General features: G+C 40.3%; 16 protein-coding genes and 1 pseudogene. 1 reads left to right on the plus strand and 16 read right to left on the minus strand.

The window, feature by feature from the left end; all coding sequences use genetic code 11:
* Positions 1–12: 12 nt before the first annotated feature.
* The 6 genes from mnmE to IPK31_03860 all read right to left on the minus strand — a co-directional run bounded on the left by mnmE (position 13) and on the right by IPK31_03860 (position 5,097).
* Positions 13–1,392 carry a tRNA uridine-5-carboxymethylaminomethyl(34) synthesis GTPase MnmE gene (gene mnmE / locus IPK31_03835; protein MBK8087139.1) on the minus strand — a complete coding sequence of 460 codons (1,380 nt, stop codon included), beginning with the start codon at positions 1,390–1,392 and terminating at the stop codon, positions 13–15.
* Between the two features lie 36 nt (positions 1,393–1,428).
* Positions 1,429–1,899 carry a biopolymer transporter ExbD gene (locus IPK31_03840; protein MBK8087140.1) on the minus strand — a complete coding sequence of 157 codons (471 nt, stop codon included), beginning with the start codon at positions 1,897–1,899 and terminating at the stop codon, positions 1,429–1,431.
* A gap of 147 nt (positions 1,900–2,046) precedes the next feature.
* Positions 2,047–2,874: an energy transducer TonB gene (locus IPK31_03845; protein MBK8087141.1), complete on the minus strand. Its 828-nt coding sequence runs from the start codon at positions 2,872–2,874 to the stop codon at positions 2,047–2,049.
* 52 nt (positions 2,875–2,926) lie between these two features.
* A complete protein-coding gene (locus tag IPK31_03850) occupies positions 2,927–3,472 on the minus strand; it encodes a biopolymer transporter ExbD (GenBank protein MBK8087142.1) in 546 nt (181 codons plus the stop codon).
* A 31-nt stretch (positions 3,473–3,503) separates the two neighbouring features.
* The gene (locus IPK31_03855; protein MBK8087143.1) at positions 3,504–4,175 is read right to left on the minus strand and encodes a biopolymer transporter ExbD; all 672 of its coding nucleotides are present in this window, start codon (positions 4,173–4,175) and stop codon (positions 3,504–3,506) included.
* Positions 4,176–4,245: 70 nt separating this feature from the next.
* Complete coding sequence (locus tag IPK31_03860) at positions 4,246–5,097, minus strand: MotA/TolQ/ExbB proton channel family protein (GenBank protein ID MBK8087144.1); 852 nt, start codon at positions 5,095–5,097, stop codon at positions 4,246–4,248.
* Positions 5,098–5,418: 321 nt separating this feature from the next.
* On the opposite strand from IPK31_03860, the gene IPK31_03865 reads away from it, so the two are divergent.
* Positions 5,419–7,983: a zinc-dependent metalloprotease gene (locus tag IPK31_03865; GenBank protein MBK8087145.1), complete on the plus strand. Its 2,565-nt coding sequence runs from the start codon at positions 5,419–5,421 to the stop codon at positions 7,981–7,983.
* A 63-nt stretch (positions 7,984–8,046) separates the two neighbouring features.
* Here the strand turns inward: IPK31_03865 and IPK31_03870 are convergent, their stop codons facing one another.
* The 10 genes and pseudogenes from IPK31_03870 to IPK31_03915 all read right to left on the minus strand — a co-directional run bounded on the left by IPK31_03870 (position 8,047) and on the right by IPK31_03915 (position 20,270).
* Positions 8,047–9,969: a flotillin family protein gene (locus IPK31_03870; GenBank protein ID MBK8087146.1), complete on the minus strand. Its 1,923-nt coding sequence runs from the start codon at positions 9,967–9,969 to the stop codon at positions 8,047–8,049.
* A 268-nt stretch (positions 9,970–10,237) separates the two neighbouring features.
* Positions 10,238–11,515, minus strand: coding sequence for an ABC transporter permease (locus tag IPK31_03875; GenBank protein ID MBK8087147.1), 1,278 nt, complete (start codon positions 11,513–11,515; stop codon positions 10,238–10,240).
* Positions 11,516–11,579: 64 nt separating this feature from the next.
* Positions 11,580–12,959, minus strand: coding sequence for an NADH-quinone oxidoreductase subunit N (locus IPK31_03880; GenBank protein MBK8087148.1), 1,380 nt, complete (start codon positions 12,957–12,959; stop codon positions 11,580–11,582).
* 14 nt (positions 12,960–12,973) lie between these two features.
* Positions 12,974–14,413, minus strand: a complete 1,440-nt coding sequence (locus IPK31_03885) for an NADH-quinone oxidoreductase subunit M (GenBank protein MBK8087149.1) — start codon at positions 14,411–14,413, stop codon at positions 12,974–12,976.
* Positions 14,414–14,448: 35 nt separating this feature from the next.
* Positions 14,449–16,322, minus strand: a pseudogene (gene nuoL, locus IPK31_03890) (NADH-quinone oxidoreductase subunit L).
* Positions 16,323–16,372: 50 nt separating this feature from the next.
* Positions 16,373–16,708, minus strand: coding sequence for an NADH-quinone oxidoreductase subunit NuoK (gene nuoK / locus IPK31_03895; protein ID MBK8087150.1), 336 nt, complete (start codon positions 16,706–16,708; stop codon positions 16,373–16,375).
* A gap of 105 nt (positions 16,709–16,813) precedes the next feature.
* A complete protein-coding gene (locus IPK31_03900) occupies positions 16,814–17,317 on the minus strand; it encodes an NADH-quinone oxidoreductase subunit J (GenBank protein MBK8087151.1) in 504 nt (167 codons plus the stop codon).
* Between the two features lie 2 nt (positions 17,318–17,319).
* Positions 17,320–17,886, minus strand: coding sequence for an NADH-quinone oxidoreductase subunit NuoI (gene nuoI, locus IPK31_03905; protein ID MBK8087152.1), 567 nt, complete (start codon positions 17,884–17,886; stop codon positions 17,320–17,322).
* 216 nt (positions 17,887–18,102) lie between these two features.
* Complete coding sequence (gene nuoH / locus IPK31_03910) at positions 18,103–19,158, minus strand: NADH-quinone oxidoreductase subunit NuoH (protein ID MBK8087153.1); 1,056 nt, start codon at positions 19,156–19,158, stop codon at positions 18,103–18,105.
* A complete protein-coding gene (locus IPK31_03915; GenBank protein ID MBK8087154.1) occupies positions 19,158–20,270 on the minus strand; it encodes a (2Fe-2S)-binding protein in 1,113 nt (370 codons plus the stop codon). Before IPK31_03915 ends, nuoH begins: the two co-directional genes overlap by 1 nt.

Genomic DNA, 20,270 nt, shown 5'->3' on the forward strand with positions numbered 1-20,270 from the left:
TTCTAAATTTATTTACTTTCCGATACAGAATTTAGAGAATATATAATCCAGCCTGTCTTCATTGGTAATTTCTCCTGTAATCTCTCCAAGATAATGCAAACACATACGGATATCCAGTGCAAGCAGGTCGCTTGATAATTTATTTTCCAGTCCGGCATGAATATCATTGAGTGATTTTTCCACTTCCTGTAAAGCAGTGAAATGCCGGGCATTGGTAACAATTGTATTTTCTGAATGAATAGTTCCCTGCACTACTTTGTCAGCTAAACGCTCCTTCAACACATTCACATGCCTGTTTGATTTTGCAGCAATAAACAAAACCGCATCTCCTGAAAATTTTTGCTGTGCTTTTTCTTCACCCAGCAGATCAACTTTATTGCCAACAGCGATATAGTTTTTATTCTGCCCCCGTACCTGCTGTAAAGCAGTTTCCAGTTCAGCCTGCGATTCGCTATTTACATCGAACAAATAAAGAACAATATCCGCTATCAGCATCTTCTCCATACTTCTTTCCACACCAATACTTTCAATTTCATCTGTACTTTCCCTGATGCCCGCTGTATCGATCAATCGAAATAAAATTCCATCAATATTTATAATTTCTTCTATAGTATCTCTTGTAGTACCTGCAATTTCACTTACAATGGCCCTGTTCTCATTCAACAGTGTATTAAGCAATGTCGATTTGCCTGCATTGGGTTTTCCAACAATGGCAACACTTACCCCATTCTTAATTACATTTCCCAATTGAAATGACTGCAATAAATCGTTGGTTACTTCTTGTGCATGATGAATCAGTGCATAAAATTTTGTGCGGTCTGCAAACTCTACATCTTCCTGTGAAAAATCGAGTTCCAGTTCAATCAATGCAGAAAACTGAATGAGCTGTTCTCTCAGTTCTTTTAAGACAAGAGAAAACCCTCCACGAATATTATGAAGCGCTGTTCTTTGAGATGCTTCAGTTTTACTGGCAATTAAATCAGCAACAGCTTCCGCCTGTGTTAAATCAAGTTTGCCTTTTAAGAAAGCCCGTTGTGTAAACTCGCCGGGCTTAGCTAATCTTGCTCCATACTTTACAATCGTATTGATTACCTGCTCCTGTATAAAAGGTGAACCATGACAGGAAATTTCAATTACATCTTCGCCCGTATAACTTTTCGGGTTTTTAAAAAGAGAAATAACAACTTCATCCAGTATTTTTTCTCCGTCTTTTAAAAAGCCTACATGAATAGTGTGAGATTTTTGTTGCTGCAGATCTTTTGACGGAAATAAACGATTAACTATTTCAATGGATTTGCCTCCGCTTAAACGTATTACGCCAATGGCGCCAATACCATGAGGAGTGGCCAAAGCAACAATTGTATCATCCCATCCTGTGAGTTTTCCCAGCATGCTGCAAATTTAACCCGATGCAGCTGAAACACAGCATTACTGCTTGGCTTTATCATCAACCAGTACATATTTTTTAATATCAGTGATCGTCATTTCATCAAATACATCAACCACTTCTTTATAGCTGGTATTAGCAGAAGGTTGAATGATGACAGTATACTGATCGTCGGTGCCCAACTGGCTGATGATACGTTGCCGCTTGTTCAGCAGATGTTCACGCAGGGAAGGCTTACCATAGAGGTAAGCAGTTCCTTGAGCAAGAATGTGCTGCTCATTTCCCTCGAGATAATCAACCATTCCATTCTCTTTCATTTTTAGCGTAATAGTTGCAGATAGCGGAGATTCTGTGCCCGGCCCATCAGCAGGAACATTTAAGCCAAATGCCTTTTGCTCCATCATTGTTGTAGTGTAAATAAAAAACGTGATCAGTAAAAAACCAAGATCAACCATTGGTGCAAAATCAATCCGTACAGTTCGCTTATCGTTTTTGTTTTCTATGCTGCTCATAACAATTGTTTTGAATGAGATGGCTGGAAACAAAAAATCCATACTGAATGATTCAATTAAATAAACCCTTGCACTTAAGAGGCAACAAAAATCCCCACCAGAAACCTGATGGGGATGTTGCTTGTATATTCCTTCTTGATAAAGGTCTTAAGGTTGCTCGTCTGGAAGACGGAACGTAATTTTCTGACGTCGCCATGCTTTTACCTGGCGGCCATTTTGAATAGCAGGAATCCATTTTGGACCTTTACGGATTGCATCGCAGGCGATACGTGCCAGTACAGACCCTTTCATGGACAATGCTTCCACATTACTTACATTTCCTTCTTTGTCAACGATAAACTGAACTTCACAGGTACCTGCTTGTCCGTCATCAGTTAAATCGTCAATATGACGTTCCACTTCACGCTGTACAAACTGGTTCCATTTTCCTTCACCACCCGGGAACTGTGCTTCCACTTCCACTTTTGTGAAAACGGTGTTTTCATCTTCTTTGGGAGCTTCAACAACTTTAGTTTCCTGTTCCACTTTAGGAGGATTCACCACTTCAGGATCTTTGATACCCTCCTGATCAATCTTACCTACGTTGGTGATCACTTCCTGTTCTTTTACTTCATTCTTCTCTTCAAATTTTTCATCTTCCACAATTTTTGGAGGAGTGAATTTAGTGATTTCAATTTTTGGAGGCTCCTGTTTTGGAGGAGGCGGAGGTGGTGGTTCAATTTTCTGCTGTTCTTCCTGCTTAATATCAGTAAGAGTTACATCAGAAACTTTTACTTTATTCTTATCAGCAGCTCCAACTGTTCTGCCAACAAGAACAAACAGGAAAATAAGAAGAGCTACGCCTGCAGTAATCAACAGGGCGTTTCTTAACCTCCTCTCGTAATTTCTTCTGAGTTCGTAAGCACCATACTCCTTGTTCCTGCCTTCGAACAGGATATCAAGGAAATCTGCACTTAAAATTTTATTTACTTCCATAATTAACAGTTGTGTTTAGAATTAGATGCATTCGTTTAAATTTTCCATAAGCTTATTTAGCGGCAGGAGAGCTTCCCTGAGTAGCCTTAATAAGCTCAACTTCGCCTGGAAAAATATCTACTACTGCATACCGTCTGATGTCTGTTATCTGCATCTCATCGAGCATATCCACTACGTTTTTATACACCGAACTCTCATCGGGCTTTATAATAACCACGAGATCCTTTTCGGGTGTATTTGCTTTTTTCCTCAACAATTCAGCACGGATTTCTTTAAAACTGGAAGATTTAAAGTTGGATCCATCAGATGCCAATTGTCCTTCGTAATAAAAAACATTGTTATCCTTGCTTAACAGCACAGTAAAAGCGCCTGAAGCCTTTGCTTCAGTTTGCTCATCGTCCTTGGCTGAATCGTCAGGAACGTTGAGTTTAAACGCTTTAGGGCTGTTGATCGTTGTAGTGAAGATAAAGAACGTAATGAGCAAAAATCCAAGATCAACCATGGGCGTCATATCCACCCTGGCATCTTTACGGGCCTGCTTCTTGACCCCGGCGCCTTTCTTATGGCCACCACCACCACTTTCTTCTATCGCTGCCATTGTTCAGTTATTTAATAATTAAAAATTCTGTTTACTTCGCCTGTGTATTCTGTTTTTTATACAGTGGAGTACCAGTTGGTACACCTTCCAGTGACGTAATCAGTTTAAAGGAGAAAATGCCGTTCTTCTTAAATGCAGCTAATACATTTTTAAAGTAAGGATATTTTGTTCCATTATCACCATTTAACATCACATTGGCCGGTTTACGTCCACCTGTGCCTGTAAGCAATGCGTTGATATATGTATCCAACTGATTATTTAAAGTATCAGCAACAGGAATACCCGGTTGTTTGAATTTTTTATAATCCTCATCACTTAAAGCCAAAAAACTCTTCAATTGACTAACAGGAACACCGATTCCACCAACAGAAAATTTCTTAAAATTGGAGATTTCGGCAGGAGTTAATCCGAGTCCTTTCTGACGGCTTAACACTTCAGCAGTTAACTGGGCTTTTTCTTTTCCTTCTTTATCAGAACTGAAACTGATAAATACCCTTCCTTCGCCATCAAATGATACTTTAAACACATCCTTGTCGTCAACTTTCTCAGATGAAACCGATTTTGGATTGTCTATCTTGATCACTTCAGGTGGCTTGAATTTCGTTGCCAGCATAAAGAACGTGAGGATAAGGAACGACACATCCACAAAGGCTGTCATATCCACCCACGTACTTTTCCTGGCTATTTTATTGAGTTTGGACATTACTTTGAAAGTTTTGATTTAGAGATTCAATTTCAGCTGAATTCCACAAGTTGTGTTAAAACAACCTGTATTATTTATACTGAGAAGCAAAACTTTGAGTCAATGTAAAACTGGTTTCATCAATACCGTAGGTAATTGAGTCAATTTTAGTTGTAAACACGTTGTACATAACCATCGCAATTGATGATGTACCGATACACAATGCTGTGTTATACAAGGCTTCAGAGATACCAATCGCCAATGCACCGGCATCACCACCACCGCCTTCTTTACCAAGGGCAGAGAATGAACGGATCATACCTAATACTGTTCCCAACAGGGCAATCAGTGTTGCAACGGAAGTAATGGTTGATAAGAATACCAGATTTTTAGAAAGCATCGGAAGTTCGAGTGCTGTTGCTTCTTCCACTTCTTTTTGAATGCCGGCAACTTTTTGTTCTGTATCCAGGTTGCTTACCTCGGTCATTTCACGGTATTTTTTCAAACCTGCTTTCATCACATTTGCAACAGAACCTTTTTGCTTATCACACTCAGCTAAAGCAGCATCCAGATTTTTGTTAGCAAGATGATACTGTACTTTACGGATAAAGTCAGTTACGTTAGCAGAACCCATTGCTTTGCTGATGGTAAGAAAACGCTCAATAGAAAATACAACTACCATCAGGAACAATCCAATCAATAATGGTACAATGATACCGCCTTCATAAATCGCATTCAACGCACCAATTGGCTTATGATGTTTCGGCCAGAACCAACCTTCTGTTGCAGGTTCAGAGAAGCCACTGGGGTTACCCATAACAAAACGCCAGAAAGCATACCCGGCAATGATACATGCAATTGGAGCAATCCATGAAATAATGTTCGTACTCTGTTTCGCTTGAACTGAAGAGGCAGCTTTTTGCTGCTGTAGGTTTAGTTTCAGCCATGACAATTGATTTTTTGGTTTTTTAAATTTGTAAGTTTATTCTTTAATCTCCTGGTACAATTCTATGAAAAGAAATTTCAAAAAATCAAACCATTCCCTCATACCGGGTGGCACAAGTTAGGGAAATATTTATTTTGAACAACTCTCTCTTTTTTATTTTTTTATTTCTTTTCAGCAGCAAAGGTTTGCAATGGTTTTATCCGGTAATCGGCATCGCTTTCTGCCGCTTAACCTTAACAAACCCTGATTTATATTTGTTTAATTCCTGATTCCTATAATCCATTTAACTTCATCTGCTCAACTAAAACCAAAGTAAGAATGAGAAAAAATGCATGCTTTTTTACCGTGTTGCTTTTCCTGGGAACAGTTCTGCCGGGATTTTCCCAGAATCGGCCACAAACTCAGCCAACTGCCGGTGGCACTCCGCAAATTCCTTCAGGAACCCAATTTCCTGCAGCCCCCCGTTCTATGCCAAAACCTTATAAAGAGGTAATTACTGATAAGGCACGTACAGATGAAGGTTTGTTTAAAGTTCACCGTATAGAAGATAAATGGTATTTCGAATTACCCGATTCTTTGCTGGCCAGAGATATCCTCGTTGTGAACCGTATTTCCAAATCTGCAGCAGGTTTAAGCAATGGCTTCAGCGGGTATGCAGGCGACATTATTAATAATAGTGTAATCCGTTTTGAAAGAGGGCCCAATAATAAAATATTCCTGAAGAGGGTTTCATTTGACAACAGGGCAAAAGATGCTGAAGGAATGTTTAAGGCTGTGATGAACTCCAACACACTGCCTATTGCGCAGTCTTTTGATGTAAGAGCTTACGGAAAAGATTCGGCGACCAATACCAATTCAACTGTGCTGGAGTTGACCGATTATATTTCCGGCGACAACGATATATTGTTCTTTAGTACCAATTCAAAAGCAAGTCTGCAGATTGGAGCTTTCCAAGCCGACAGATCTTATGTTCAAAACATCAGGTCTTACCCGCTGAATATTGAAATTAAAACAACCAAAACATATAATCGTGGTGGAGCTCCCGGAGCTGCAGCCAATCCATTTGCACCTGCTGCAGGCGGAGCATTTACAATTGAATTAAACAGCTCCATGCTGTTACTTCCAAAAGTACCTGCCAAAGCAAGATTGTTTGATCCACGTGTTGGTTTCTTTGCAAGAAGCTATACGGATTTTGATGCCAATCCGCAAGGCGTGAAAGATGTGCGGATGGCCGTTCGCTGGAAACTGGAACCAAAACCGGAAGATGTTGAAAAATACATGCGTGGAGAATTGGTTGAACCTCAAAAGCCCATCATTTTTTATATTGACCCCGCTACTCCAAAAAAATGGATCCCTTATTTAATGCAGGGTGTTACTGACTGGCAGGTTGCTTTTGAAAAAGCCGGTTTCAAAAATGCCATATTTGGTAAGATGGCACCAACTGCAAAAGAAGACAGCACATGGAGCCTTGAAGATGCACGTTTTAGCGCCATCGTTTACAAACCAAGTGAAGTAGCCAATGCAAGTGGACCGAATGTACATGATCCACGGAGCGGTGAAATTTTAGAAAGTCATATTAACTGGTACCATAATGTTATGAGTTTATTACGTAACTGGTACCTGATTCAAACAGCAGCCGTTGATCCGGGTTCAAGAACAATGGTATTTGAAGATGAACTGATGGGCCAATTGATCCGCTTTGTATCATCACACGAAGTTGGTCATACATTGGGTTTACGTCACAACTATGGTTCTTCTTCTACTGTACCTGTTGACAGTTTGCGCAATAAGAAATGGGTGGAAGCAAATGGCCATACTCCTTCTATAATGGATTATGCACGTTTCAACTACGTAGCTCAACCGGAAGATAATATTTCAAGAATTGGTTTATTCCCCCGCATTGGCGATTATGATAAATGGGCCATTGAATGGGGCTACCGCTGGATGCCGGAATACAAAACTGCTGAAGAAGAAGTGCCGGTATTAAGTAAACTCACAACAGAGCGTTTAAAAAATAAGCGTTTGTGGTTTGGTACTGAACAGAATCCTGATGATCCACGTTCACAGAATGAAGATTTAGGTAATGATGCAATGAAAGCAAGTACTTACGGTATTAAAAACCTGCAGCGCATTTTACCAAACCTGATCAACTGGACCAAACAGCCAAACGAAACATATGAAGGTCTTGATGAAATGTATACCCAGGTAGTTTCTCAGTTCGGACGTTATATGGGTCATGTTGACAAGAATATTGGCGGTGTTTATGAAACGCCAAAAATGGTTGAACAGGAAGGCGGTGTTTATGAATTCGTATCGAAGTCAGTTCAAAAAGAAGCGATGAGTTTTTTAACCCAGCAGTTGTTTACAACTCCAACATGGTTGATCAACAATGATATTTCAAGTCGTACAGGTGAGAATCCGCAAATTGTAATTGGTACAAGACAGGAAAGTATCCTTAACCGTATCATCAGCACAAATACACTGAGCAAGTTGTTCATTGCAGAATCTACATTAGGCAACAATGCATATAAAGCAACTGAAGTAATGGATGATCTGCGTCGTGCAATTTTCAGCGAAGTATATGCAAAGAAAGCAACTGATGTTTACCGCCGCAACCTGCAGAAGATGTTTACAGAGCGTATCATTTCCCTGTTACCTTCTACCGCACCTGCAACTGTTGCTACGGGTGGTTTCGGTATAACTTTGCAGATTACTCCTTCATTGAGTACAAAGAATACAGATACCTACTCAATACTAAAAGGAACATTGCGTACACTGCGTAATGATATCCGCACAGCATTACCAACCGTAACCGATCCAATGACCAAACTGCATTTGCAGGACCTGGTTGATCGTATTACACTGGTGCTTGAACCAAAATAATTCAGATTTAACTATAAAAAAATCCCCGCCTGTAAGCGGGGATTTTTTTATGCATGATGATACTTAATTTCCTTTTGCCTTATCATCTTTTTTTGCATTGGCATCCATCATATCCATCAGTTTCAACCCTAACAATCCGCTGATAGATCCATCTGTTCCATTAGTTCCACTGATCATTACATCCGGAATCACTTTGATATTTCCCTTACCGATTTCTTCCGTGATTTTATATTTGGTAAAGTTATCGCCACCCATTGCTTTTACCTGCAGTTCATACGCATCAGCTGTTGAACGACCAATGGCCATAATCTTTTCTGCTTCAGCTAAACCCGTTTTTGAAATACGTTCTGCATCGGCAGTAGCATTCAGCTTGGTTGATTCAGCCTGTGCAGCAGCTTTCATTTTAATTGCCTCAGAATCTGCATTGGCTCTCATCTTTGTTGCTTCAGCTTCTGCATTTACATTCAGTTTTAAACTGGTGGCATCACCTTCTGCTTTCTTAACAGTTGCATCAGCAGTACGTTGTGCAATCTCTACACTCTGTTGCGCCTTCACAATTTCTTTCTGCATATCAGCGATAGCCGTTTCCTTTTCCACGCCCTGGCGTTTTTCCTGTGCCATTCGTTGTGTTTCGTAAGTCTTCTCTTCTTCCTGGGCAATCTTACGATCGGTTAAAGTTTTCATCAGCGCCTCAGGGGGAACGATATCACCAATCAATGTATCAACTGCATTTACATTGTACTCTTCCAGTACTTCTTTGATATGTTCTTTCGCTGCAGTCTGGCGCTCCTTACGTGTACTGAGGAAAGAGATCACATCGCTATCCTGTGCACTGTTACGGAAATAGTTACCAATCGTAGGTTCCAGTACCTGCGACACCAGGTTGTTCATGCTGCCAAAACGTGCAATAACTTTTGGTGCTTCTGTTGCAGGTATATGAATGATCTGTGCCACATCAAGATTAAAAGGGAAACCATCTTTTGAACGAACGGTAATCGTTGATAAATTTTTATCCAGTGCATGTGCTTCACTTCTTGCATTGGCCCAGTTTAATACAAGATTCGTTGTTGGTACCAGTTCTACTTTCATAGTGTATTTATTCACCGGATATTTACCCGGACCAAGCGGTTCCATCCAAACTCCTTTGAACCCTTTTGATACGATATTACCATGCTTAAACGTTTCACCCGTTAAATCTTTACCATCATCTCCTACATAAGAAATAACTACACCTACATGTCCGATAGGAATATCTGTCATGGGAATTTCTTCTAATTGTACTGCCCATGGATTAATGTAATAAGAACCGGCCAGTATTACCTGTGGCTGCAAACCACGGTTACCGCCACTGTTTAAAAACACATCAATGTTCTGGAAGTTGTTGTGATTATCTACATACTTACCTGCAATAGATCCAATTGGAATGGGTTCACCATCTAAAGCTGTTACAATACCCACCATGTTTTCATGTATGATGGCCTGGTCGACCATTGTAATATCAAACAGGTGACGGTTGATACGATAAGAACCGGCAGTAACATATGCTGTTTGACGGCCACGTTGTCCGCCTTTATCCAGAAAAGCCTGTGCATCCTGGAAGTTATCACAGTCTACCCTTCGTGCAAGGATATGACCTGTTGGAATTTCTGCACCGTCTTTACTTAAGATCAATGCAATCTTTCCTTCCGGAACAACAGTAAACAAAATCATATCTACTCCATACTGCCAGGGCCACATCCACCAGTATAAACCGGGTGCCAATGTGCGTGCCTGGAAACCGGCTTCGCCTTTTGTGGCAATAATACGCCCGTCAGGAAGTTCCCTGTTGGCGCCGAATAACACGAATTTTTTTGTAACAAGACCGATCTTGTCTTCGGGTACGATGACCATACCAAAGAAAACCCGTAAAACGAATTTGTAAAAGATGAGTGAAAAGAGAATAACTAACACCCACCAGTAGGCGAAAAGCAAGGATGTAATGTCCATAGTTGTAAATGGTTTAAAATTGAAAATAAAGGTTGTTGAATTGGTACAGCAGTACAACGGTCAGTTGCGATTACATTGTGAGTAAGTAGGTGCACCCTGTTGAAAACTTACGCCGATGGATGGCAAAGAAGTTGAGGCTGATTGAAAGAAGCAGAATGCTACATTGATTTGTTCCGTTAAATTGGAGATGTAAAGTTAGAAATCAGTTGAACATCAATGAAGCTGTATCGGGAAGTTAAAGCTGAAAGATAGAAAAACAGATCCGCTTTTATTCGTAGCGTAACGCATTTATCGGATCAAGCTTCGAAGCTTTTATTGCAGGATATAAACCAGCAAGCAAACCGGTAACAAAACAAATAACAACACCAGCTATTACCCATGCCCAGGGAACAACAAAACCTGTTTTGAAGAACATGGAAGCAAGATTGCCAACAAGTATACCAAGCAAAATACCAAAGCCTGCGCCAAGTAAGCTGATTAAAATGCTCTCCCACAAAAATTGTGTGCGTATAGTGGAGCCTTTTGCTCCGATAGATTTAGATAAGCCGATTTCTCTTGTACGTTCGTTTACCGATACAAGCATAATATTGGTTAAACCAATAGCTGCTCCAAACAAAGTGATGATACCAATCACCATGGCTGCATAGCGAACATAGCGAAGGGTATTTTTCAGGGTTTCAACAATACTGTCGCTGCGATCAATATAAAAATTATCAGATTCTTTAATTGCCAGCTTACGTGAATTACGGAAAACACCTGTTGCCTCTCCTACTGCAGCATCCATCTGTTTAAAATCATTTGCCCGGATAGTTATGCTGTAACTTCCCTGGTTGTTAAACACACGGCGAACGTTATTATAAGTAATAATAGCTATGTTATCCAATGCAAGAAATGAACTGGCTCCCCGTTCTTTCATTACACCAATTACACGGTAACGGTTGGCACCAACATGAATGATCTTTCCTAATGCATAAACACTTTTCCCTTTGAATAATTTACGGACGAGATCACTCCCAATAATAACTACGTTTCTTCCACTTTCAATATCCAGTTTATTAAAGTCTCTCCCCTGTTCTAATATATAGCCACTGTTGAGTAAATAGTTTTCATCACCACCCATAACACGAACATTTGGGTTGGTCTTCACATCTTCAAATAAAACGGTAGAGTTGCCACTGGCAAATTTGGAAATACTTACAGAAGCGGGAAAAGAAAATCTCTCTTTAAAATTACGGGCTTCTTCAAAAGTAATGACACGGCCAAGGCTTGAGTTCTTTTCTTTTTTTGCACCTTTCTTTTCTTTTTTCAGCTGGCTGTTTGGCCCGCCACCAAAACGAATATTCCGTTCCCTGAACCGTATACTGAATGAATTGGCTCCGAGAATAGAAAAGTTTTCATACAAACTCTGGTTCATGGCTTCAATAGCAGTAATGATACCAATCAATGCCATGATCCCGAATGCAATAATGGAAACAGTAATGCCTGTTCTTAATTTGTTAGCCCGAACAGTACGCCAGGAAAGAGTAAGTATATCCGTGAATGTCATAAATGAATTTCATCCCGAAATTAAGAAAGCCTCAACGATAAACAAGTTCTTTCTATGAACGGCATTAATACACGGTCAGCCAGTTCAGTAAAAGGCTGGGGAATACGCCCAAAAGGATAATCAGTACAGCTATTGTTACCAGCAACCCCTTAAAAACAGGTGTTGTTTCCATATCCTGCCCATCACCTTCTTTAAAATACATGGCCTGAACAACCCGGAAGTAATAATACACACTAACAGCAGCCATTATTACGGCAAAAACAACCAGCCATAAATAGGTACCTGTTTTAACTGCCGCAGCCAGCACAAAGTATTTTGCGAAGAAGCCGGCAGTTAATGGAATACCCGCCAGTGAGAATAAGCAGACAGTGAGCACTAATGCAACCAGCGGCTGTTTTTTAGCCAGGCCATTAAATCCATCAAACGTATAATCTTTCATTTTAACCAGTACAGCAAATATGCCAATAGTTGCCAAACAATAAGCAGCTGCATATAACAGCAACCCCTGCTTCGACATATCATTGATGGCAAAAACAGCAAACATCATAAACCCTGCCTGCGCAATACTTGAGTAAGCAAGCATACGTTTTACGCTTTGCTGATAAACGGCTGTTATATTTCCAATAAATAAGGTTAATGCAGTAATAATGGCGACACTGAGTTTCCATTTATCAGTCATTCCACCAAAACCGTTAGCGAATAAATTCAGGAAGCCGATAAATACAGAAGCCTTCACAATGGTTGCCATAAAAGAGGTAAACACAGTTGGTGCTCCATCATAAACATCAGGAGTCCAGAAATGAAATGGTGCAGCCGATACTTTGAAGGCCATTGCAATCATGATCATTACAATACCAATAATCAGGAACACCATGAAATTATCTCCCGGCTGCAGGTTCAGTCTGTCGATCTGGAAGGAAGCAGTTGCACCATACAGGAAAGCAATCCCCATCAGCATAATGCCGGTAGAAAAAGATCCCATCAGGAAATATTTCAATGCAGCTTCATTGCTCTTTAAGTTTCGTTTATCAGCACCTGTTAAAATATAAAGAGGAATAGAAATGATCTCAATCCCTAAAAATAAAATCAGCAGGTTGTTGAATAAAGCGACCAGTCCAACACCGCACATAATAAAAAAGATCAGCGCAAAATATTCGTAAGGATGATTCCCGACTTTTTCAATTTCTTTCCCATTTAACAGGAAGTAGATGAGCAATGCAAATACGATCACCACTAAAAAAAGCAATCCAAAACGATCGTACAGCAACATTCCGTTGAAGTTGTTATCGATGATCATTTTGCCAGCCAGGTCAAACAAACTGCCAGCCAGCAAAACAACGGCACCAATAAGTGCAACAGTTTTAGCAGCCGATCTGCTTTTGATAAACAAACCGCTAAACATCATCACAATACCCCAGAGCGCCGAAATTAAAATCAGGTTCATCGTTCTTCGTTAAATTATTTAAAGATTCCCAGGATCATTGTTACCGTATCCTGCACCAACCCAAACATTGGTTTTGGATACACCCCCATTGCAAATATGGCAATCACAATTACCATCAAGCTTGCTTTTTCAAACCAGGCAATATCCACTGCTTTTGCAGTTACTCCGTTTTCATTTCCGTAAAATACTTTCTGAATCATCTTCAATGTATAAACGGCACTCAGGATAATACTCAATCCGCCAACTGCAGCAAACCATACATTGAATTTGAACAAACCATTGAACATTAAGAATTCGCCGATGAATGCATTGGTGAGCGGTAATGCAACGTTGGCCAAAGCAACAATTACTAATAGTATTGTAAGAGCAGGTGCTTTTTGTGCAAGACCACCAAGCTCACTTATTTTACGTGTTCCAAACTGACGTTCGATCAGTTCAACAACAATCCACATACCCAACACATTTACACCATGACTGAAGAATTGGATCATAGCTCCCTGCAACCCGCTTTCATTATTGACAAATAATGCAGCACTCATCAAACCAATATGTGCTATAGAAGAATAAGCGATTAAACGTTTCAGATCATCCTGCTGCATGGCAAGGATGCTTGCATAGATCATTCCGGCAACACTTAAACCAATGACGATATTACCATACATCAACACCCCTGCAGGGAATAAAGGAATCAACCAGCGAACAACTGCAAACAAACCCATCTTCACCATCAATGCACTTAACACCATTGTTACGGCAGTTGGTGCCTGTTCGTATGTATCGGGCTGCCATGTGTGGAAAGGAAAAACCGGCATCTTAATAGCAAAGGCAATAAAGAACGTCCAGAACAACCATCCCTGCTGTGCAGTTGTGAGCTTCACTTCATACAATGATTGCATGGAGAATGAAGCATCGGGTGTTTGATAGTAGAGATATAATAATCCAACCAGCATCAGTAAAGAGCCGATGAATGTATAAACAAAGAATTTAAAGGTTACAGCAATACGTTTATCGCCACCCCATTTAGAACATAAGAAGTAAACAGGAATCAACGCCAGTTCCCAGAAGAAGTAAAATAACAAACCATCTGCGGCGAGAAACACTCCTAATAACCCTGCCTGTGTTAATAACATCAAACCATAAAAGATATTGGGTGATGCATATTTACTTTTCCATGTTGAAACAAAAATCAAAGGATACGCTAAAACAGTAAGCAGACAAAGAACAGTACTTAAACCATCCATCTGCAAAGCAAATGATGAACCGAGTTGTGGCAGCCATTCTGCAGAAAATGTTTTGCCGGCAGTATTATCAGCCGATAATAAACTAAAGCTCATTACCGCCAATGAAGCAAAAGCAATTACTAAACTCCATGCTTTTGACTGCTTTTCATCTTTAAAGAAGAAAGCAGCTATGCCACCAATCAACGGAACCAATATCAACAATAATGCAATCATAATACAGTTAATCTATAATCAGATAAATAAAGCAATCACAAAAAGATGAGGATGCCCAGCACCATCAGCAATATATAATTTCCACCTGCCCGCTTTGCAGCAAGCGTAACTGGCGGCTGCCCCATTGTACACTTTTTCCAACTCCATTCACCAATCCGTCAATACCGCTCTTTTCAATAACTCTGTTAAACACAGATGCCAATCCATTCAAAGGTTTACTGATAACAGTCTCATACAATTCATCCACATACCATTTATTGGCCAATAATTTTCCTAACCCCGCTGCATCTTCTGTTTCAGGTTTTTTGCTGAAACGGTTCAATGCATAAATAATAGCAATAGCAATCAACGTTAAGCTTACACCCAGCAACATATATTCTGTTGAATGCTCTAACTGATGTGCTTCTTTTAATTGTGTTGAAGCTTCAAATACAGGAGCAAGGTAATGTTCCAAACGATGAGCACCGGGTGCAAACAATTCAGGAATACCAACAAACCCTGCAACAGCAGCCAGCACAGCTAATACAATCAATGGAACAACCATTGACCATGGACTTTCATGCAGATGATGTTCCTGTTCTTTTGTACCACGGAAACTTCCTCTGAAAGTCATGGCATATAAACGGAACATATAAAATGCTGTCATCAACGCACCGCCTAAACCAACCCAATACAAAATTGGATTGCTTGCATATGCATTTACTAATATTTCATCTTTTGAAAAGAACCCACTGAAAGGAGGAATGCCGGCTATAGCAATACAACCAACTAAGAAAGTCCAGTGTGTATGCGGAAGTTTCTTTGCCAGTCCACCCATTTTACGGATATCCTGTTCATGATGCATGGCATGAATCACCGAACCTGCACCAAGGAATAACAGGGCTTTGAAGAAAGCATGTGTCATTACATGAAATACAGCGCCTGTATAAGCACCCACACCCAAACCAAGAAACATATAACCCAACTGACTTACAGTTGAATAAGCCAGTACTTTTTTAATATCATTTTGTTTGATGGCAATTGTTGCAGCAAGGATTGCTGTTGCCAAACCAACTACCGCAACTACAGTTTGTGAAACAGGAGCCAGCGTATATAAAATATTACTGCGTGCAATCATGTAAATACCGGCAGTAACCATTGTTGCAGCATGAATCAATGCAGATACAGGAGTTGGGCCAGCCATCGCATCGGGTAACCATGTGTATAAAGGAATCTGGGCACTCTTACCAGTTGCACCAACAAATAATAACAATGTGATCACCGTTAATATTCCAACACCTGCACCCTGTGCCTGTGAAAACACTTCGGTATACGTTAATGAACCAAACTGCTGAATGATAAAGAACAAACCAAGTAAGAATCCAAGATCACCAATGCGGTTCATTACAAATGCTTTTCGTGCAGCATTACCATACTCTGTATTCTTAAACCAGTAACCGATCAATAAATAAGAACAGAGACCAACCCCTTCCCATCCAATAAACATGATGAGATAATTTGATCCCAGCACCAGTAACAACATGCTGAACACAAACAAATTCAGGAAAGAAAAATAGCGTGCATAATGATGTGGTTCTTCTGCATTCATGTAAGAAGTAGAATACACATGAATCAAGAATCCAACACCAGTAATAATTAATAAGAACAGAACAGAAAGCTGATCAACCTGGAAGGCAAACGGAATATCTAATCCTGCCACATTGATAAACTCAAACAGGTTCACCGTAACTGCAGTAAAATCTTCAGCCCTCGTTTCATTAAAGATCAAAAGACTTATAATGAACGATGCAAGAATTACTCCGCTGCCAATAATGCCGCTGAGCGATTTACTCAAAGACTTTCGTCCAAGGCCATTGATCAGGAAACCAATCAAGGGAAACAACGGAACTAAATAAACCAATTTACTCATAAGACTGTATTCTGTACTAATTACTACCGGCTAATGATTACCGGCTGCTCTTAGTGTTTTAATCTGTTCAAAAAGTTTATATCCACACTGTGAATATTCCTGTACATCATTACAATAATGGCAAGGCCCACACTTACTTCAGCAGCTGCCACCACCATAATAAAAAATACAAAAAGCTGTGCTTCTGTTCCTACCGGTGATGCCGGATTCAATGCAACCACATTTGCATAATGCATTTTTGAAAATGCCACCAGTAACAGGTTCACTGCATTCAGCATTAATTCCACACACATGAAAATGATAATGGCATTACGGCGTGTTAACACACCGGCAACACCAATACTGAACAAAGCAACAGCAAGAATGATATAATAATTTATCGGCATAATATTCCAATTTGGAAATTTTTCAATTTGGAAATTTGGAAATGAGTTTCAATTCAAACTGCCTGTTCATTTTCAAATCTTCAAATTTTCAAATCAGTTAATTTCTTAATCTCCTTTCTTCCCAATCACCACAGCCCCAACCATCGCACTTAAAAACAACACACTGCTTATTTCAAACGGTAATACATAATCAGTAAACAAAACCTTACCGAGTAAATGAATCAATCCTGTTTCGCCACCCATATTTACCTGCTGTGTCTGCAACGCTTCTGTTTGGCGGATAGCTGCAACAAACACGAGCATTAAACTTCCTCCTGCAATGGCTCCTGCTATTTTTGACCATTGATTTTTCTGCGGTTCGTTGTTTGCATTCAGGTTCATAAGCATGATTACAAACAGGAACAGCACCATGATAGCACCTGCATAAACAATGATGTTTACAATTGCCAGGAACTGCGCATTCAGTAAAATATAATGACCGGAAATAGCAAAGAATACAACAATCAGCCACAGCACACTGTACACAGGGTTTTTGCTGGTAACCATCATCAATGCTGCGCCAAGTGCCATAGCACTCAGGAACCAGAATAGAATTTCAGTAATACTCATAATTAAGCAGTCTCTTGTTTAGCTTTCGCTTTACGTTCATCAATCAAACCTTTTGCTTTGGCAAATGCTTCCGGGTCATCTTTCGGATGAGGGATCACCAGGTTTTCTTTACCATAGATAAAACTCTTCCTGCTGTAATTGGCAGGTGCAAAAGTTTCCGTTAAATAAATCGCATCCTTCGGACAGGCATCTTCACAAAATCCGCAAAAAATACAACGCAGCATATTGATCTCATACTTTGCTGCATATTTTTCTTCACGATATAAATTTTCTTCGCCGGGTAAACGTTCTGCTGCATCCATTGTAATGGCTTCTGCCGGACAGGCAACTGCACACAATCCACAGGCCGTACAATTTTCACGACCCTCTTCATCACGGTTTAGAATATGCAAACCACGGAACACAGGACTGAATGGTCTTGTCTGCTCGGGGTACTGAATCGTTACTTTCTTTTTGAAAATATGCGAAAACGTAATCCCCATCCCTTTCAGGATAGCAGGCAGATATATCCTCTCCAGCAGGTTCATTGGTCTGCGATCTACCGGTTTTGCTCTGTTTGTTAATTGCATTTACGTTTATTAAAAATTAAACTCAGGCCTCACCCTCCTTCTCCCTCTCCTTCAGAGAGGGAGCGGTGCTGCATATCTTTTTCAAAACAATCTCTGCCACTTCATCTTCATTATTCTAATCATCACATTTCAACCACACTGTATATAATCAATCTCTTCTAAAAGCTGGCCCTGTGCCTTGCTATTCTCCCCCTTCGGGGGAGTTAGAGGGAGCCTCTATTTCTTCAACAATATCACCACTGCTGTTACCAGCATGTTAAACAATGAAAGTGGAATCAATGATTTCCATCCTAAATTCATTAACTGATCATAACGGAATCTTGGAATGGTCCAGCGAACCCACATGAAAAAGAAAATGAAAAACACAATCTTGGCAAACAAAGCCAGTGCCCCAAGTGCAGCCATTGTGTTCATTGAAAAACCCCAAGCACTTTCATCATAAAAAGGAATGATATCATAACCGCCAAAATATAATGTCGCCATGATGGCACTGCTGATGAACATATTGATGTACTCAGCAAACAAATAGAACCCAAGCTTCATACTTGAATATTCAGAATGGTATCCTCCAATCAATTCATTTTCTGCTTCAGCTAAATCGAATGGTGTACGGTTACATTCAGCAAAGGCACAAATTAAAAAGATCAGGAAACCAAGTGGCTGTACAAAAAAGTTCCACCATCCATCCTGTTGCTGCTTCACCATTTCACCCAAACTCAATGTGCCGGTTGTCATGAGTAATGCAATCAATGCAATACCCATTGCCAGTTCATAAGAAATGATTTGTGATGCTGCACGCAAACCACCCATCAGAGAAAACTTATTATTACTCGCCCAGGCACCAATCATAATTCCATATACACCTAAACTCACCACACCAAATACAAACAGGATTCCAATATTTACATCGGCTATCTGCAGTGAAATAGTACGGCCGAATAATTCAACCTGGTTACCCCATGGAATAACAGCACCGGTTAACATGGCTGTGAACATCGCCATAGAAGGACCTAAAATAAATAACCATTTGTTGGCTGCATTCGGAATGATTTCTTCTTTCATGAATAATTTCAAACCATCAGCCAGTGGCTGAAACAAACCAAGAGGACCGGCACGGTTTGGTCCCAAACGATCCTGGATAAATGCCGCAATTTTCCGTTCACCCCATGTCGCATACATTGCCACAACAAGGGAAACAGTAATGATGAAAGCAATGAAAATCACTTTCTCCAGTACCAATGCCCCGTCAACAGTTAATAAAAACGTATTCATTAATTTCCTTTCTTGAGTTGTTTAAACACTTGTGATGTAGCAGGTCCCTTTAATTCACTCAAGTCTACCTGGTTTACTTCACTGATATCTTTAATGTTCATCAATAACTTCGGATCTCTGCCACCCATTACTTTCTTAATGGTTTCATTCGGCTTCACTCCATGTTCATAATGCCCCTGTGCAATTACTGAGTGACGGTTTACATGTGATGGCCCTTCAATTACCCAGTCGCCGGCTTTCTTACGTTCAAAGCGGCAGGTATTACAGATCCAGCCCGGCTTTCCGGTTGTTGTATCTTTTACTTCACCCCACTCATCTTTACGTGCTGTAACACGGAGCACTTCATCACCACGCATCCACAACTGTACTTCACCGCTGCACTTGTCACAATTGCAATGTGCATCAACCGGCTTGGTAAACCATACACGGTTTTTGAAACGGAAGGTTTTATCTGTTAATGCTCCAACCGGACAAACATCAATGACATTTCCAATGAAATCATTGTCCAGACTCTTTTCAATATAAGTTGCAATTTCAGAATGATCGCCACGCATCAGGATACCATGTTTGCGTTCATTGCAAATCTGGTCAGCCACATATACACAACGGTAACATAAAATGCATCGTGTCATGTGCAACTGAATGTATGGACCTATATTATGCTTCTCAAATGTTCTTCTTTTAAATTCGTAGCGGCTTGCACCTTTACCATGTTCGTAACTCAAATCCTGCAAATGACATTCACCTGCCTGGTCACAAATCGGGCAATCGAGCGGATGATTGATCAATAAAAATTCAACCACACCATTTCTTGCATCCATCACACGGTCGCTGGTAATATTCTTCACAACCATTCCGTCCATTACAGTTGTTCGGCAACTGGCAACAAGTTTCGGCATTGGTCTTGGATCGGCAGTTGAACCTGCAGCTACTTCAACTAAACAGGTACGGCATTTGCCACCACTGTCTTTCAGTTTGCTGTAATAGCACATTGCAGGAGGAGCCACCTCACCACCAATTGAACGGGCGGCATTCAGGATCGTAGTTCCCGGTTCAACTTCAACGGTAATGTTGTCGATCGTTACCTTAAATAATTTAACTGCTTCCGCCAT

The sequence above is a fragment of the Chitinophagaceae bacterium genome, from assembly GCA_016713085.1.
Taxonomy (GTDB): domain Bacteria; phylum Bacteroidota; class Bacteroidia; order Chitinophagales; family Chitinophagaceae; genus Lacibacter.